Origin of the sequence: Streptomyces sp. NPDC012508 (genome assembly GCF_042902595.1) — a bacterium.
GTDB lineage: Bacteria > Actinomycetota > Actinomycetes > Streptomycetales > Streptomycetaceae > Streptomyces.
In genome coordinates this window covers 863,550-881,061 of record NZ_JBIBEO010000002.1, presented here as the reverse complement: position 1 = coordinate 881,061, position 17,512 = coordinate 863,550, and the positions used below count along the sequence as shown (strand labels likewise).

Annotated in this window: 12 protein-coding genes and 2 pseudogenes; 12 read left to right on the top strand and 2 right to left on the bottom strand. The window is 71.7% G+C overall.

What is annotated here, in order from left to right; all coding sequences use genetic code 11:
- The first annotated feature begins 149 nt into the window (after positions 1-149).
- From ACFY8U_RS10050 to ACFY8U_RS10020, 7 genes are all read left to right on the top strand, one after another.
- A complete protein-coding gene (locus ACFY8U_RS10050; RefSeq protein ID WP_389568065.1) occupies positions 150-1,046 on the top strand; it encodes an oxygenase MpaB family protein in 897 nt (298 codons plus the stop codon).
- Positions 1,028-3,478, top strand: coding sequence for a tetratricopeptide repeat protein (locus ACFY8U_RS10045; RefSeq protein WP_389568064.1), 2,451 nt, complete (start codon positions 1,028-1,030; stop codon positions 3,476-3,478). Before ACFY8U_RS10050 ends, ACFY8U_RS10045 begins: the two co-directional genes overlap by 19 nt.
- 117 nt (positions 3,479-3,595) lie before the next feature.
- Positions 3,596-5,134 (top strand): phytoene desaturase family protein, encoded by a 1,539-nt coding sequence (locus ACFY8U_RS10040; RefSeq protein WP_389568061.1) that lies wholly within the window; start codon positions 3,596-3,598, stop codon positions 5,132-5,134.
- 311 nt (positions 5,135-5,445) lie between these two features.
- Complete coding sequence (gene tdh / locus ACFY8U_RS10035) at positions 5,446-6,474, top strand: L-threonine 3-dehydrogenase (protein ID WP_361434370.1); 1,029 nt, start codon at positions 5,446-5,448, stop codon at positions 6,472-6,474.
- 20 nt (positions 6,475-6,494) lie between these two features.
- Entirely contained in the window at positions 6,495-7,694 is a 1,200-nt protein-coding gene (locus tag ACFY8U_RS10030; protein WP_389568059.1) for a glycine C-acetyltransferase, read from the top strand.
- Between the two features lie 4 nt (positions 7,695-7,698).
- Positions 7,699-8,607, top strand: coding sequence for a LysR family transcriptional regulator (locus ACFY8U_RS10025; protein ID WP_389568056.1), 909 nt, complete (start codon positions 7,699-7,701; stop codon positions 8,605-8,607).
- A 146-nt stretch (positions 8,608-8,753) separates the two neighbouring features.
- Complete coding sequence (locus ACFY8U_RS10020) at positions 8,754-9,662, top strand: proline iminopeptidase-family hydrolase (RefSeq protein ID WP_389568054.1); 909 nt, start codon at positions 8,754-8,756, stop codon at positions 9,660-9,662.
- 16 nt (positions 9,663-9,678) lie between these two features.
- On the opposite strand, the gene ACFY8U_RS10015 is transcribed toward ACFY8U_RS10020, so the two are convergent.
- Entirely contained in the window at positions 9,679-11,469 is a 1,791-nt protein-coding gene (locus ACFY8U_RS10015; protein WP_389568051.1) for a serine hydrolase, read from the bottom strand.
- Between the two features lie 170 nt (positions 11,470-11,639).
- Here ACFY8U_RS10015 and ACFY8U_RS10010 point away from each other — a divergent pair, with 170 nt between their 5' ends.
- From ACFY8U_RS10010 to ACFY8U_RS09990, 5 genes and pseudogenes are all read left to right on the top strand, one after another.
- Positions 11,640-12,749, top strand: coding sequence for an NAD(P)H-dependent flavin oxidoreductase (locus ACFY8U_RS10010; RefSeq protein ID WP_389568049.1), 1,110 nt, complete (start codon positions 11,640-11,642; stop codon positions 12,747-12,749).
- The gene (locus ACFY8U_RS10005) at positions 12,746-14,320 is read left to right on the top strand and encodes an acyl-CoA synthetase (protein ID WP_389568046.1); all 1,575 of its coding nucleotides are present in this window, start codon (positions 12,746-12,748) and stop codon (positions 14,318-14,320) included. The genes ACFY8U_RS10010 and ACFY8U_RS10005 overlap by 4 nt, the downstream gene beginning before the upstream one ends.
- Before the next feature lie 160 nt (positions 14,321-14,480).
- On the top strand, positions 14,481-15,578 hold the full coding sequence (locus tag ACFY8U_RS10000; protein ID WP_389568043.1) for a calcium:proton antiporter: 1,098 nt from the start codon (positions 14,481-14,483) through the stop codon (positions 15,576-15,578).
- Positions 15,579-15,721: 143 nt separating this feature from the next.
- Positions 15,722-15,952, top strand: a pseudogene (locus tag ACFY8U_RS09995) (AMP-binding protein); the annotation flags it as partial.
- 1 nt (position 15,953) lies between these two features.
- Positions 15,954-16,079: pseudogene (locus ACFY8U_RS09990) on the top strand (hypothetical protein); the annotation flags it as partial.
- A 45-nt stretch (positions 16,080-16,124) separates the two neighbouring features.
- On the opposite strand, the gene paaK reads toward ACFY8U_RS09990, so the two are convergent.
- A complete protein-coding gene (gene paaK / locus ACFY8U_RS09985; RefSeq protein ID WP_389568040.1) occupies positions 16,125-17,414 on the bottom strand; it encodes a phenylacetate--CoA ligase PaaK in 1,290 nt (429 codons plus the stop codon).
- Positions 17,415-17,512: the final 98 nt, after the last annotated feature.

The following is a 17,512-nucleotide window of genomic DNA, read 5'->3' as shown; positions in this document are numbered from 1 at the left end:
CCGCTGCATCGCCCCCTTCAGCGCCGTCCGGCGCTGACCCCGCAGCCCCGCACCCCCTCCGTCCTTCCCTCCGGATCAGGAGCCGATCACCCGGGTCCAGTTCGACTTCGTACAGACGATCCGGCGTCAGCACCCGTAGCCTGAACGCCATGAGGCAGGACGCCGACCCCGGGCTCTTCGGTCCCGAATCCGTCACCTGGCAGCTGCACGGCGACCCGGTGATGTGGATCGCCGGCGTCCGTGCCCTGTATCTCCAGGCCCTGCACCCCGTCGCGGTGCGTGGCGTCATGATCAACAGCGACTTCAGGAAGGACGCCTGGGGCCGACTGCTGCGCACGGCGAACTTCGTCGGCACGATCAGCTACGGCACCGCCGACGCCGCCGAGGCGGCCGGCGCACGGGTACGGAAGATCCACCGGCTGCTCGGGGTCGACGACCCCGAGCTCCTCCTCTGGGTGCACTGCGCCGAGGTCGACTCGTACATCTCCGTCGTGCGCCGCGCCGGCATCCCCCTCACCGACGCCCAGGTCGACCGCTACATCGACGAACACCGCGTCTCCGCCCGGCTCGTCGGACTCGACCCGCGTACCGTCCCCGCCACCGCCGGTGAACTTGCCTCCTACTTCGATGACGTTCGCCCGCGACTCGCCGCCGGGGAGGACGCCCGCACCGTCGACGCCTTCCTGCGCCGTCCACCCGTCCCGCCCGCCCTCGTCCCGGCGCGCGAGATCATCTGGCGGCGCGTGGCAGCACTCGCGTACGACTCCCTGCCCCTCTACGCCCACGAGCTCTACGGCCGGCCCGCGCCGCCGGCCGACACCGTCACGTACCGGCTCACCGCCGCGGCCAATCTGCTGCGCTCCGTCCCGGCCAGGCTCCGCTGGCGGCTGCCGCCAGGTCACATCTTGAACGCGATGGACCGACTGGGCCCTGACGCGCGCCCCGCGCCGTACACACTCAGGCACAAGGCGGCCATACTGGACCCGCCGGGGAGGGCGCGGAACATCAACGGGGGCGACAGCACGCGATGGCGGACACCAGGCTGATCCAGGGCCGGTACCGGCTGCACGACGTGATCGGACGCGGCGGTATGGGGGAGGTGTGGCGGGCCACCGACGAGTCGCTCGGCCGCAGGGTCGCGGTCAAGTGCCTCAAGCCGCTGGGACCGCAGCGGGATCCGGCCTTCATGACGGTGCTGCGGGAACGATTCCGGCGCGAGGCCCGGGTCGCGGCCTCCCTCCAGCACCGCGGTGTCACCGTCGTCCACGACTTCGGCGAGTACGACGGGGTGCTCTTCCTCGTCATGGAGCTGCTGGAGGGCCACAACCTCAGCCAGCTCCTGGAGGAGAACAAGCAGCACCCGCTGCCGGTGCAGGACGTCGTGGACATCGCCGAACAGGTCGCCGACGCCCTCGCCTACACCCACCGTCAGGGGATCGTCCACCGCGACCTCAAGCCCGCCAACATCATGCGCCTCGGCGACGGTGCCGTGAAGATCTGCGACTTCGGGATAGCACGCCTCGGCGAAGACATCGGCTTCACCTCCAAGCTCACCGGCACCGGCATCGCCATGGGCACGCCGCACTACATGTCGCCGGAGCAGATCAGCGGCGGCGAGATCGACCACCGCAGTGACCTGTACTCGCTCGGGTGTGTGCTGTACGAGATCGCCACCGGTGCCCCGCCCTTCGACCTGGAGGACGCCTGGGCCATCCTCGTCGGTCACCGGGACACCCCGCCCGAGCCCCTGCGGACGCACCGCGCCGAGCTGCCCGACTACCTGGAACGGATCGTCCTCGACCTGCTCGCCAAGACGCCCGACGGCCGGCCGACGGACGCGAGCGACCTGCGCCGCAGGATCGTGACCGCCCGCACGGGGCCGGGGCATGGATCGGTACCTGTCCATGGACCGGGGCCCGGACCTGCTCCGTTGCCTGGCCGTGGACCCGGACCTGCTCCGTTGCCTGGCCATGGGCCCGGACCCGGACCTGCTCCGGTGCCTGGACACGGAACGGTGCTCGGACCGGAGCCGGGGCCTGCCCACGGACCGGGTTCCGGCCCTGGTCCCGCCGCCGGGCCCGCTCTCGCGCCGCCTCCCGTACGGGTGCCCGGGGCGGCCCCGCGCCGACTCCCCTCCTGGGCACGGGGGATGACCACGGGGCACCGCGTCACCGCCGGTTCCCGCGCGTCGGGCACCGTGGCGTACGACCCGGCGGCCGAGCTCACGGGGGAGTGGACGACCGCGTCGCGAGTGCTTCCCCCGCGGAGCGCCGACCGTGCCGAACGGCCCGCTCCGCCGCGGGAGCTCCTCGCCGTGCTCGCCAGTCGGCACAAGGCGGGTCTGAGCCTCGGCCGGCTCGGCCGCTGGAACGAGGCGGAGGACGTGCACCGGTCCGTCGTCGAGGACCGTCGCCGCGTCCTCGGACCCGACCACCCAGACACGCTCACCAGCGGGTACGAACTCGGGTTCACGCTCAGCAGGCTCGCCCGCCCGGCCGACGCCCTGCGCGAGTTCGGCCGGGTGGCCGAGGCGCGTGAGCGCGTCCTCGGCGCGGACCACCCCGACACCCTGGCCGCGCGCCAGGAGACGGCGTACGTCCTCGGCCGCCTCGGGCGGCACGTCGAGGCGCACCAGGTCTACGCGGCGGTGCTCGCCTCGCGGGAGCGCACGATGGGCCCCGAGCACCCCGACACCCTGCGCTGCCGCCACAACCTGGCCTTCAACCTGGGCCGTCTCGGGCGCCTCGACGAGTCGTACCGGATGGCCGCGGAGGTGGCCGAGGCGCGCGGTCGGCTGCTCGGCGACGAACACCCGGACACGCTGGTGACCCGGTACGAAGTGGCGTACACCCTCGGCCAGTTGGGGCGCTGGGCGGAGGCGCTCACGACGTATCGCGAGGTCGCCACGGCGCGGGGCACCGTGCTCGGGCCGGACCATCCCGACACGCTCGCCGCCCGCTACGAGGTTGGCATCTGTCTGGGCCGGCTCGGCCGCAGCGCCGAGGCGCTGGATCTCTACCGCGACCTCGTCGACGCCCGCACCAGGGTGCTCGGCCCCGACGATCCGGAGACGCTGCGCGCCCGACACGGCCTCGGCGTCAATCTCGGACGTCTCTCCCGGTGGGAGGAGGCCGTGGAGGAGGCCCGTGACGTGTGGTCGACCCGCGAGCGCGTTCTCGGCGTGGACCACCCGGACACGCTCGTCAGCCGTCGCGAGATCGCCGTGGGCCTCGGCTGGCTTGCCCGCTGGGAGGACGCCCTCACGGTCTACCGCCAGGTCGCCGAGGCACGCGCGCGTGCGCTGGGCGACGGTCACCCGGACACCCTCGACAGCCGCCACGACGAGGCCCACTGTCTCGAACGCCTCGGCCGGCACACGGAGGCCGTCGAGCTGTACCGCCGGGTCGCCGCCCTGCGCGACGACGGCGGCGGCGGAAAGGGCGAGGGAGAAGCAGCGGGGGATCCGCCCCCACGCTAGACGCGTGGCGCTGGTCGCTTCGCGCTGAACACGCCCCGCCCCGGTGCGGGCCCCCGAGCCGCAACCCATCCCCGCTCGCGGGGTTCCGTGCGCGATCTTCGCGTGTTAGCAAGAGACATGACCGCACAGCGCTCGTACGACGCCGTCATCGTCGGCGGTGGCCACAACGGACTGGTCGCCGCCGCCTACCTGGCCCGCGCCGGACGTACCGTCCTCGTCCTGGAACGCCTCGGATCCACCGGCGGTGCCGCCGTCTCCACCCGGCCCTTCGCCGGGGTCGACGCCCGGCTCTCCCGGTACTCGTACCTCGTCTCGCTCCTGCCGCGGAAGATCGTGCGCGAGCTGGGGCTGCGGTTCGCGGTGCGGAAACGGTCCATCTCCTCGTACACACCGAAGGGCGACAGCGGTCTGCTCGTCGGCGGCGGCCCCGACCGCACCCGCGCCTCCTTCGCCGCCCTCACCGGCTCCGACCGGGAGTACGAGGCCTGGCAGGCGTTCTACGGCCGTACGGGAGAGGTGGCCGAGCGGGTCTTCCCCACGCTCACGGAGCCGCTGCCCTCCCGCGAGGAGCTCCGGGCCCGCGTGGCCGACGAGACGGCCTGGCGGATGCTCTTCGAGCAGCCGATCGGCGCCGCGGTCGAGGAGAACTTCGCCGACGACCTCGTCCGGGGCGTCGTCCTGACCGACGCCCTGATCGGCACCTTCGCCGACGCCCACGACCCCTCGCTGCTCCAGAACCGCTGCTTCCTCTACCACGTCATCGGCGGCGGCACCGGCGACTGGGACGTCCCCGTCGGCGGCATGGGCGCCCTCACCGACGCCCTCGCGGACGCCGCCCGCGCCGCCGGCGCGGAGATCCGCACCGGTCACGAGGTGACGCGTATCGAGACCGACGGCGTCCGCGCCGAGATCACGTACCGAACGGCGGAGGGCGAGGGGGTGGTCGCGGCAGGGCACGCGCTGGTGAACGCCTCACCCCAGGCCCTCGCCGGCCTCCTCGGCGAGACGCCCCCGCCGCCCGCCGAAGGCGCCCAGCTCAAGGTCAACATGCTGCTCACCAGGCTGCCGAAGCTCCGGGACCGCTCCGTCGACCCGCGCGAGGCCTTCGCCGGCACCTTCCACATCGCCGAGGGATACGGTCAGTTGGCCACGGCCTACGCCGAAGCCGCGGCGGGCCGGCTGCCGAGCGCGCCGCCCTCCGAGATCTACTGCCACTCGCTGACCGACCCGAGCATCCTCGGCCCGGACCTCGTCGAGCGCGGCTACCAGACGCTCACGCTCTTCGGACTGCACACCCCCGCCCGGCTGTTCGCCGCCGACAACGATTCCGCCCGCGCCGCCCTCCTCAAGGCGACCCTCGCCGAACTCGACGCCGTGCTGGACGAGCCGCTCGCCGACTGCCTCGCCGTCGACGCCGAGGGCCGCCCCTGCATCGAGGCGAAGACCCCGCTCGACCTCGAACGCGATCTGCGGCTGCCCGGCGGCCACATCTTCCACCGCGACCTCTCCTTCCCCTACGGGGAAGAGGGCACCGGCCGCTGGGGTGTCGAGACCGCGCACGCCAACGTCCTCCTCTGCGGCGCCGGCGCGGTCAGGGGCGGAGGTGTGAGCGGAGTTCCCGGGCACAACGCGGCGATGGCGGCGCTCGGCCGCTGACGCGCCGTTGCCCCTGGCACCCGTGGCACCCTCGTGTCACGGGTGCCGTTGACGCCGCTGGTGCCGTCCCGCTGGTGCCGTCCCGCTGGTCCCGTCGCCGCCGGTGCCGTCGACGCCCCTGGTGCGGCGCCCGGCCCGAGGCCCGGCCCCGCCCGCGCGGCGGGTGGCGTGAAGCTCACCTGTGGCGGTGCTTAAGAAAACCTCGATGGACCGGGAGCCTGACGTACGGAAGATTTCCTTCAGGGATCTTGGGCGCGAACCCGCGCCCGGACCCCGAAGGTCACAGGACACGCACGTCGGGAGCCATGGCATTGAAGGCACTGGTCAAGCAGAACGCGGAGCCGGGACTCTGGCTCATGGACGTACCGGAGCCGGAGATCGGCGCCGGAGACGTACTGATCAAGGTCAAGCGGACCGGTATCTGCGGGACCGACCTGCACATCCGCTCCTGGGACGGCTGGGCGCAGAAGACCATCGCCACGCCGCTGACGCTCGGCCACGAGTTCGTCGGCGAGGTCGTCGAGATCGGCCGTGACGTCGCCGACATCGCGGTCGGTGACCTGGTCAGCGGCGAGGGCCACCTCGTGTGCGGCAAGTGCCGCAACTGTCTGGCCGGCCGCCGCCACCTCTGCCGCGCCACCGTCGGCCTGGGCGTCGGCCGCGACGGCGCGTTCGCCGAGTACGTCGCCCTGCCCGCGTCCAACGTGTGGGTGCACCGCGTCGACGTCGACCTCGACGTGGCCGCGATCTTCGACCCCTTCGGCAACGCCGTCCACACGGCGCTCTCCTTCCCGCTCGTCGGCGAGGACGTCCTCGTCACCGGCGCGGGCCCGATCGGCATCATGGCAGCCGCGGTGGCGAAGCACGCCGGCGCGCGCAACGTCGTCATCACCGACGTCAGCGAGGAGCGCCTCGCGCTCGCCCGCAAGGCCGGCGTCTCGCTCGCGCTGAACGTCGCCGAGCAGACGATCGCGGACGGCCAGCGCACGCTCGGCCTCAAGGAGGGCTTCGACGTCGGCCTGGAGATGTCCGGCAACCCCCGCGCGATGCGCGACATGGTCGCGAACATGACCAACGGCGGCAAGATCGCCATGCTGGGTCTGCCCGCGGAGGACTTCTCCGTCGACTGGGCGAAGATCGTCACCTCCATGATCACGATCAAGGGCATCTACGGCCGCGAGATGTTCGAGACCTGGTACGCCATGTCCGTCCTCCTGGAGGGCGGCCTGGACCTCGCCCCGGTGATCACCGGCCGCTACGCGTACACCGACTTCGAGGCCGCCTTCGACGACGCCGCGTCCGGCAAGGGCGGCAAGATCATCCTCGACTGGACCGTCTGATCCCCTCAAAGGACCGAACCATGTTCACTTCCGTACGCGACGACCTCCGTACCACCCTCGACGAGATCCGCGCCGCCGGGCTGCACAAGCCCGAGCGCGTGATCGGCACGCCCCAGTCCGCGACCGTCGCCGTCACCGCGGGTGGTCAGCCGGGAGAGGTGCTCAACTTCTGCGCCAACAACTACCTCGGCCTCGCCGACCACCCCGAGGTGATCGCCGCCGCCCACGAGGCGCTGGACCGCTGGGGCTACGGCATGGCGTCCGTCCGCTTCATCTGCGGTACGCAGGAGGTGCACAAGGAGCTGGAGGCCCGCCTCTCCTCCTTCCTCGGCCAGGAGGACACGATCCTCTACTCCTCCTGCTTCGACGCCAACGGCGGCGTCTTCGAGACGCTGCTCGGCCCCGAGGACGCCGTCATCTCCGACGCCCTCAACCACGCCTCCATCATCGACGGCATCCGCCTCTCCAAGGCCCGCCGCTTCCGCTACGCCAACCGCGACATGGCCGACCTGGAGCAGCAGCTCAAGGAGGCCACCGAGGGCGGCGCCCGGCGCAAGCTGGTCGTCACCGACGGCGTCTTCTCGATGGACGGCTACGTCGCCCCGCTCGACGAGATCTGCGACCTGGCCGAGCGCTACGACGCCATGGTGATGGTCGACGACTCCCACGCCGTCGGCTTCGTCGGCCCCGGCGGCCGGGGCACCCCCGAGCTGCACGGCGTCATGGACCGGGTCGACATCATCACCGGCACCCTCGGCAAGGCCCTCGGCGGCGCCTCCGGCGGCTACGTCGCCGCCCGCGCCGAGATCGTCGCCCTGCTGCGCCAGCGCTCGCGGCCGTACCTCTTCTCGAACACCCTCGCCCCGGTCATCGCCGCCGCCTCCCTCAAGGTCCTGGACCTGCTGGAATCGGCCGGTGACCTGCGCGAGCGGCTGCGCGCCAACACCGAGCTCTTCCGTACCCGGATGACCGCGGAGGGCTTCGACATCCTCCCCGGCGACCACGCCATCGCCCCCGTCATGATCGGAGACGCGTCCGAGGCGGGCCGCATGGCGGAGCTGCTCCTGGAGCGCGGTGTGTACGTGATCGGCTTCTCGTACCCGGTCGTCCCGCAGGGCCAGGCGCGCATCCGCGTCCAGCTCTCGGCGGCCCATTCGTCCGATGATGTGAACCGGGCTGTGGGCGCGTTCGTCGACGCGCGCGCCGCCCTGCGAAACTAGGGGAATGATCGAAGCGCGGCGGCTGCACATCCTCCGGGCGGTGGCCGACCACCGCACCGTCACGGCGGCTGCCGCCGCGCTCTATCTCACCCCCTCGGCCGTCTCCCAGCAGCTCGCCGCCCTGGAGCAGGAGACCGGCCACCGCCTCGTCGAGCGCAACGCCCGCGGGGCTCGGCTCACCCCGGCGGGGGAGATCCTCCTCAGCCACGCCAACGCGGTCCTCGCCCAGCTGGAGCGCGCCGAGTCCGAACTCGCCGCTTATGGCTCGGGCGAGGCGGGCACGGTCACGGTCGCCGCCTTCGCGACCGGTATCGGCCTGGTCGTCGCCCCCGCCATCAGCGGCCTCGCCCGCACCTCGCCCGGCATACGGGTGCGGGTACGCGACGCGGAGGGCGACGAGAGCCTGCTGATGGTCCTGGACCGTCAGGTCGACGTCGCCGTGGCCGTCGAATACCGCGGCGCGCCGGGTGAGGACGACGCCCGGCTCACTCGCGTACCGCTGTACGCGGAGCCGTTCGACGCCGTCCTGCCGCTCGGGCACCCACTCGCCGGCGACGAGCAGGTGGCTCTGGCCGATCTCGCCAAGGACGCCTGGATCGGCCAGTCCGCCGGCAACCCCTGCCATGACGTGACCGTCCTGGCCTGCGAGTACGCCGGCTTCGCACCCCGTCTGGAGCACTCGTCCGACGACTTCCGGGCCGTCGTCGCCCTCGCCTCCGCGGGCGCGGGTGTCGCGCTGGTCCCGCGCTCGGCGCTGCGAGGCACGGTGCTCGACGAGGTGGTGATCCGGCCGGTGGACGGTGTCGCGCCCACCCGCCGCGTCTTCGCCGCCGTGCGCAGAGGAGCCGAGGAGCACCCCCTCATCAGCCCGGTCCTCGCAGCCCTGCGCGCGGCGGCGGAGCCGGCCGGCTGAGAAGCGTCCGGGGCGGCCCGTGCGCCCGGAGGCCCGGTGGGCCGGTGCCGCACGGAGTGCGTCCCCCCGGCTGCCGCCCACCGCGTGCGCCGTCCTCCGAGCCCTGTCCATCATGGGAGGAATGCCGGATCTCTCCAGGAGGCGCCATGGCCGTCACCGAAGGCACTGTGCCGTTCCGCGGCTTCCACACCTGGTACCGGGTCGTCGGCAGGCTTCACGACCCCGACGGGAAGCTCCCTCTCCTCGTGGTGCACGGCGGCCCCGGCCTGTCCCACGACTACCTGGAGGACCTCGGGGAGCTCGCCGACGGCGGCGGTCGTGCCGTCATCTTCTACGACCAGCTCGGCTGCGGCAGGTCCGACCAGGCGGAGGACCCCGGCCTGTGGACGCTGGACACGTTCGTGGCGGAGATCGACGCCGTGCGGCAGGAGCTCGGACTCCACCAATTCCATCTCCTCGGCCACTCCTGGGGCACCCAGGTGGCTCTCACCTACGTCCTCGGCAAGCCGTCCGGGGTGGCGGGTCTCGTCCTGGCGGGCGTCGTCGCCGACGCGCCCGCGTACGCCGCCGCGGCGCGACAGCTGAAGGACTCCCTTCCCGCCGAGGTCCGCGAGGTCATCGACCGGTGCGAGGCCGAGGGGAGGACCGACGACGAGGCCTACCTGGGCGCCACCATGGCCTTCTACCAGCGATGGCTCTGCCGCCTGGACCCCTGGCCCGAACATCTCGTCCGCTCCGCTCTCACCGTGCGGGAGGACATCAACGCGGCGCTGTGGGGCCCGGAGTGGAACGTCACGGGCAGCCTGAAGGACTGGAGCGTCGCCGACCGGCTGGGCGAGATCGACCTTCCCGTCCTGGTGACCTCCGGCCGCTACGACATGGTGACCCCCGACGTGGTCCGCCCCGTGGTGGAGAGCATCCCGGGCGCCATGTGGACGCTCTTCGAGAAGAGCGCCCACATGGCGTCCGCCGAGGAGCCGGAGTACTACCGCCAGGTGGTGGAGAGCTTCCTGACCAGAGTCGAGGGGGAGCACCCGGAGGCGTCCGGCAGATGACGGGCCCGCGGCCGGGTCAGTCCGCCGACCTGGTCCACCCCACCGCCTCGATCCGGGACCCGTCCGCCGGTCGCGCCTCCTCGAACACCCGGCGCCCGGAGGCGTCCAGGACCCGCAGGCCGTCCACGTACACCCCACGTCCGACATAGAGCCTGTCCGTCGTGTACCGCCATCGCAGGCGTACGGACGCGGCGCCGCCCACGTTCGTGAGGTCGGCGGCAGCCTCGTGCCAGACGCGCCCGGACCAGCCGCTCACCGAGCCCGCCGGGCGCGGCTGCGGTTCCTGCCCTCGCCGTACGGTGGTGAACGGCACCGGCCCCCAGGTCGCGCCCCCGTCCGTGGACGCCTCCAGGACGGAGGCGTCCACGCCCGGCTCGGTGTCCCACCACAGCGCGCACTCCAGACGCCTCGCCCCGTGGAGCGGCGGGAGCGTCAGCGTGGCGGTGGTCGCGCTCGCCATGCCCGAGAACCACGAGGTCCGGCCGCGCGCGGGGCGGACCGGGACGGCCCGGGCCAGGTTGTTCGCCGCGGCGACGCGGGGAGCCGAGCCGGAACGCCACGAACGGACCGGATGGACGGAGTTGCCGAGCACGACGAGGAAGGCGTCCGTCGTCGGGTCCAGGACCAGGCTCGTACCGGTGAAACCGGTGTGGCCGGCCGAGCGCGGGGTGGCCATCGCGCCCATGTACCAGTGCTGGTAGAGCTCGAAGCCCAGGCCGTGCTCGTCGCCAGGGAAGTCGGTGTTGAAGTCGGTGAACATCAGCTCCACGGACTCGGGGGCCAGGATCCGCGCGTCGCCGTAGGCGCCGCCGTTGAGCAGGGTGCGGGCCAGGACCGCGAGGTCCCAGGCGCAGGAGAACACGCCCGCGTGGCCGGCGACCCCGCCCAGGCTGTACGCGTTCTCGTCGTGGACCTCGCCCCACACCATGCCCCGGTCGAGGCCGGACCAGGGCAGCCGGGAGTCCTCCGTCGCCGCGATCTTCGGCTTCCAGGAGAGCGGGGGATTGAATCGCGTGCGGTGCATCCGCAGTGGAGCGGTGATCTCGCTTCGGAGCAGTGTGTCCAGGGTGCGACCGGTGATCTCCTCCAGGATCAGCTGGAGCGAGATCAGATTCAGATCCGAGTACAGGTAGCGGGTCCCGGGCGGGTTCGCCGGCGTCTCGGCCCAGATCAGCCGCAGCTTGCCCTCCCGCGTCGGCTCCTTGAAGAGCGGGATCCAGGCCCGGAACCCCGAGGTGTGAGTGAGCAGCTGACGGACCGTGATGTCCTGCTTCCCGCCACCCCCGAACTCCGGCAGGTACGTGGTGACCCTCGCCTCGAGGTCCAGGGCTCCACGCTCGATCTGCTGCACCGCCAGGATCGAGGTGAAGAGCTTCGAGACGGACGCCAGGTCGAAGACCGTGTCCTCCGCCATCGCGATCTGCTGCTCCGCCGGCAGCTCGATCCCGCTGTCCGTGGTCTCGTCGTACCGCGCGTACCGCACCGCAGCCCCGATCGGCCGGTGCAGCGCGACCGTCCCGCCCCGCCCGGCCAGCAGCACGGCTCCCGCGTACCACGGATGGATGGGGGAGGGCCCGAGGAACGCCTCGGCGTCGGCGACCAGCCGGTCCAAATGCTCGGGAAGCAGCCCGGCCCGCTCCGCGGACCCGCGCCGCAGGGTCGTCCGACCGCCCCCGGGCGTGGAGGCCGCGGCGGTCCCCGGGATCGAGCCGACCATCAACGCACCTCCCAGGGCGAGAAGCCGGCCGCCGAACGCCCGGCGACCGATTCCCCGGCCCACCGCAACCCTTGCCGATTCCTCCGTCATCCCTACCCTCTCCCACGCCTCTGAAAGAATCCTTCGGCCACACGCGCAACGGCTGAAACTTTCTTACCGGGGTGAGGGTGCGTCAAGGAAGCGGGCGGCGGAGCAAAGAATCTGACACAGCATCAGAAAATCTCTTCCCTCGGCCGATCCCCTGCGGCATCCTGCCGCCCATGAAGACGGAGCTGAGCCAAAAACTGGGGATCGAGCACGCCATCTTCGGCTTCACGCCCTTCCCCGCGGTGGCCGCCGCCATCACCAGAGCCGGCGGGTTCGGCGTCCTCGGCGCGGTGCGCTACACCGCCCCCGACGACCTCGCGCGCGACCTCGACTGGATGCAGGACCACACCGACGGACTGCCCTACGGCCTCGACGTCGTCATGCCCGCGAAGAAGGTCGAGGGGGTGAGCGAGGCCGACGTCGAGGCGATGATCCCGGAGGGGCACCGCGAGTTCGTCCGCACCACCCTCGCCAAACACGGCGTCCCCGAACTCGCCGAGGGCGAGGCCTCCGGCTGGCGCATCACCGGCTGGATGGAGCAGGTCGCCCGCAACCAGCTCGACGTCGCCTTCGACTACCCCATCAAGCTCCTCGCCAACGCCCTCGGTTCCCCACCCGCCGACGTGGTCCGGCGCGCCCACGATCACGACGTCCTGGTCGCGGCGCTCGCGGGCAGCGCGCGGCACGCCCGCCACCACGCGGAGGCCGGCATCGACATCGTCGTCGCCCAGGGGTACGAGGCCGGCGGGCACACCGGTGAGATCGCCTCCATGGTCCTCACCCCCGAGGTCGTCGAAGCCGTCTCCCCGCTGCCCGTACTCGCCGCGGGCGGCATCGGCAGCGGCGAACAGATCGCCGCCGGGTTCGCGCTCGGAGCCCAGGGTGTCTGGCTCGGCTCCCTCTGGCTCACCACCACCGAGGCCGACATGCACTCCCGTGCCCTGACCGCGAAACTTCTCGCCGCCGGCTCCGGCGACACCGTCCGCTCCCGCGCCCTGACCGGCAAGCCCGCCCGTCAGCTGCGCACCGAGTGGACCGACGCCTGGGACGACCCCGACGGCCCCGGCACCCTCCCCATGCCGCTCCAGGGGCTGCTAGTCGCCGAGGCCGTCTCCCGGATCCAGAAGTACGAGGTCGAGCCGCTGCTCGGCACGCCCGTCGGGCAGATCGTGGGCCGGATGAACTCCGAGCGCAGTGTGCAGCAGGTCTTCGACGAGCTGACCAGCGGGTTCGAGAAGGCCGTCGACCGTATCAACCGCATCGCCGGAAGGAGTGCCTCGTGAGCGAGAAATGGGGGTCCACCCGGACGGAGTCCGCAGGAGGGTTCTGGTCCCAGGCCGCCGCCGACCCCACCCGTACGGTGCTGATCGCGCCGGACGGCGAGGAGTGGACGGCCGGACGGCTCCACGCCGACGTGAACCGGCTGGTCCACGGGCTGCGCGCGGCCGGCCTGGAGCGGGGAGACGCCTTCGCGGTCGTCCTGCCCAACGGGGTCGAGTTCCTCACCGCCTATCTCGCCGCCTCCCAGGCCGGGTTCTATCTCGTCCCCGTCAACCACCACCTCGTCGGACCCGAGATCGCCTGGATCGTCGCCGACTCCGGCGCCAAGGTCCTCGTCGCCCACGAGAGGTTCGGGCCCGCAGCGACGGCCGCGGCCGACGAGGCGGGGCTGCCCGCCACCCACCGCTATGCCGTGGGCTCCGTGCCGGGCTTCCGGCCGTACTCCGAACTCCTCGACGGGCAACCGGAGTCCGTCCCGGAGGACCGCACCCTCGGCTGGGTCATGAACTACACCTCCGGCACCACCGGACGCCCCCGCGGGATCCGCCGTCCTCTGCCGGGCAAACTCCCCGAGGAGGCGTACCTCGGCGGCTTCCTCGGCATTTTCGGGATCCGGCCCTACGACGGCAACGTGCACCTCGTCTGTTCGCCGCTCTACCACACGGCCGTGCTGCAGTTCGCCGGCGCCGCCCTGCACATCGGCCATCCGCTCGTCCTCATGGACAAGTGGACCCCCGAGGAGATGCTGCGGCTCATCGACACCCACGGCTGCACCCACACGCACATGGTCCCGACCCAGTTCCACCGGCTGCTCGCGCTGCCCGAGGAGGTACGCAGCCGGTACGACGTCTCGTCGATGCGTCACGCCATCCACGGCGCCGCGCCCTGCCCCGATCACGTCAAGCGGGCGATGATCGAGTGGTGGGGGAGCTGCGTGGAGGAGTACTACGCGGCGAGCGAGGGCGGCGGCGCCTTCGCCACCGCCGAGGACTGGCTGAAGAAGCCGGGCACGGTCGGCAAGGCCTGGCCCATCAGCGAGCTCGCCGTCTTCGACGACGACGGCAACCGCCTCCCGCCCGGCGAACTCGGCACCGTCTACATGAAGATGAGCACCGGCGGCTTCTCGTACCACAAGGACGAGGCGAAGACCGCGAAGAACCGGATCGGTGACTTCTTCACGGTCGGCGACCTCGGCGTCCTCGACGAGGACGGCTATCTCTTCCTGCGTGACCGCAAGATCGACATGATCATCTCGGGCGGGGTCAACATCTATCCCGCCGAGATCGAGTCGGCGCTCCTCACCCATCCCGCGGTCGCCGACGCCGCCGCCTTCGGTATCCCGCACGCCGACTGGGGCGAGGAGGTCAAGGCCGTCGTCGAGGCGGCCGAGGGCCACGAACCGGGCGACGCGCTCGCAGCCGACATCCTGGCGCACTGCGAGGAGCGCCTCGCCGGCTACAAGCGCCCCAAGTCGGTGGACTTCATCGCCACCATGCCCCGCGACCCGAACGGCAAGCTCTACAAGCGCAGGCTCAGGGAGCCCTACTGGGAGGGTCACGAGCGCCCGCTCTAGCCGGGTTCCGGTGCCGGGTCACGTACAGTCGAACTGTCGTGCCCCGGCGCCGGACGGTGTGCTCCCGCTGTGCGTCGCCGAACGCCACCGACGCCACCGGACACCTCAGGGACATAGGCCACAAGTCGGTCGATGTCTCCTATATGGCAGGATGCAGGGCATGAGTTCGAGCGAGGCGGGGCTGGCACGGCAGTGGTCGACATGGGGACCGGTCCTTGCGGCCGTCGCCCTCGGGCTGACGTGGGGACGTGGCCTTCCCGGCTTCGTCGTCGGACTCGTCGCGGTCTGTCTGATCGCCGCCGTCCTCGCCGCTGTCCACCACGCCGAGGTCGTCGCCCATCGCGTCGGCGAGCCGTTCGGCTCGCTCGTCCTCGCGGTGGCGGTCACGGTCATCGAGGTCGGACTGATCGTCACCCTCATGGCGGGTGGTGGCGACAAGGCCTCCACCTACGCGCGTGACACCGTCTTCGCCGCCGTCATGATCACCTGCAACGGCATCGTCGGTCTCTCCCTCCTCGTGGGCGCCCTCCGCAACCGCGTCGCCGTCTTCAACGCCGAGGGCTCCGGCGGCGCGCTCGCCACCGTCTGCACCCTCGCGACCATGACCCTGGTGCTGCCGACCTTCACGACCAGTCATGCCGGCCCCGAGTTCTCCGGGGCGCAGCTGGCCTTCGCCGCCGTCGCCTCGCTCTGTCTGTACGGCGTGTTCGTCGCCGTCCAGACCTTCCGGCACCGCGACTACTTCCTCCCCGTCGCGCGCCCGGGCCACGAGTCCGAGGAGGACCACGCCGATCCGCCGACCGACCGGGCGACCCTGGCGAGCCTCGGCCTCCTCGTCCTGGCGCTCGTCGCCGTCGTGGGCCTCGCCAAGATCATCTCGCCGACCATCGAGGACGGTGTCGAGTCGGCCGGTCTGCCCAAGGCCGTCGTCGGCGTGATCATCGCCCTGATGGTGCTGCTCCCCGAGACGCTCGCCGCCGTGCGCGCCGCGCGCCGGGACCGGATGCAGACCAGTCTCAACCTCGCCTACGGCTCGGCGATCGCCAGCATCGGCCTGACGATCCCGGCGATCGCCCTCGCCTCGATCTGGCTCTCCGGACCCCTGGTCCTGGGCGTCGGAGCGGTCCACATAGTGCTGCTCGTGCTCACCGCCGTGGTCAGCGCCCTGACCGTGGTGCCCGGGCGGGCCACCCTGCTCCAGGGCGGCGTCCATCTCTCGATCTTCGCCGCCTTCGTGTTCCTCTCGTTCAGTCCCTGACGCAGGATCACCCCTGAGGTGGTGCCGCACCTCGTTCCGCTCAGGCAGGTGACCGGCTCCGGTACTTGACCCGCCGCCCCGGGGCCGACGAGGATCCCGCCTTGGAACGACTCCTCACGCGGACCGTCGACGGCGTCCTGCGCATGAGCGCCCAGCGCACCCCCGAACGGATCGCCGTACGGTACGCGGACCGCGCCTGGACCTACGCCGAGCTCGACGCGGCCGTGAGCACCGCGGCCGCCGTGCTCCGCGAGCGGTACGGGCTGGAGGCACGGGCCCGCGTCGCGACGTACGGCCACAACTCCGACGCGCCTCTCATCGCCTTCCTCGCCTGCTCCCGCGCGGACCTGATCCACGTTCCGGTCAACCACCACCCACGCCCGCGAGAAGCTCGCCCACTTCAAGGCTCCGGAGAGGGTCCTGTTCGTGGACGAGCTGCCGCGCAACGCCAGCGGGAAGATCCTCAAGCGGGAGCTTCGCGACCGCTTCGCCGCCTCCTGACGCCCGCCGACGCACGCGTTCGCCGCACCCGGTCCGTCCCCGTGCTCAGTGCTCGCCGCGCAGGTCCACGATCCGCTTGATCTTGCCCACCGACCGCTCCAGCGTCTCGGGATCGACCACCTCGACCCCGACCGAGACCCCGATGCCGTCCTTGACCGACTGCGCGATCGCCCGGGCCGCCTCCGCCCGCTGCTCGGGGGAGGCGTCCGGGCGTGCCTCGGCCCGTACCGTCAGCGCGTCGAGCCGGCCCTCCCGGGTCAGCCTCAGCTGGAAGTGCGGGGCCACCGCCGGCGTACGCAGCACGATCTCCTCGATCTGGGTGGGGAAGAGGTTCACCCCGCGCAGGATCACCATGTCGTCGCTGCGCCCCGTGACCTTCTCCATCCGCCGGAACACCCGCGCCGTACCCGGCAGCAGGCGGGTCAGGTCGCGGGTCCGGTAGCGGATGACCGGCATGGCCTCCTTCGTGAGGGAGGTGAACACCAGCTCGCCCTCCTCGCCGTCCGGCAGCACTTCGCCCGTGAACGGGTCCACGATCTCCGGGTAGAAGTGGTCCTCCCAGATGTGCAGGCCGTCCTTGGTCTCCACGCACTCCTGCGCGACGCCGGGGCCCATCACCTCCGAGAGCCCGTAGATGTCGACGGCGTCGATGGCGAAGCGCTCCTCGATCTCCCGGCGCATCGCCTCCGTCCACGGCTCGGCGCCGAAGATGCCCACCTTGAGCGAGGTCGTCCGCGGATCCACGCCCTGCCGCTCGAACTCGTCGAGCAGGGTGAGCATGTACGAGGGCGTCACCATGATGATCTCGGGCTCGAAGTCCTGGATCAGCTGCACTTGACGTACCGTCATGCCGCCCGACGCCGGGATGACCGTGCAGCCGAGCCGCTCCGCGCCGTAGTGTGCGCCGAGGCCGCCCGTGAACAGGCCGTATCCGTACGCCACATGGACCTTGTGGCCCGGCCTGCCGCCCGCCGCGCGGATCGAGCGGGCGACGACGTCGGCCCAGGTGTCCAGGTCGCGTTCGGTGTAGCCGACCACGGTCGGCCGGCCGGTGGTCCCGCTCGAGGCGTGGATGCGCCGGATCTCGGACTGGTCGACCGCGAACATCCCGAAGGGGTAGTGGTCCCGCAGATCGGTCTTGGCGGTGAAGGGGAAGCGGGCGAGGTCGGCGAGTGAGCGGCAGTCGTCGGGGTGGATCCCTGCCTTGTCGAAGGACTGCCGGTAGAAGCCCACGTTCTCGTACGCGTGACGCAGCGTGGACCGCAGCCGCTCCAGTTGGAGCGCCTCCAGCTCCGCACGACCGAGTCGTTCGCCGCTGTCCAGCAGATCCGTCATGTCCCGCCCACTCCCGTCCGAACGCCCTGAACGTCTGAAATCGGACTACCGATCATTCGGTAGATCCTTTCGAGGTCAGTAAATCCGGCCGGACCCGG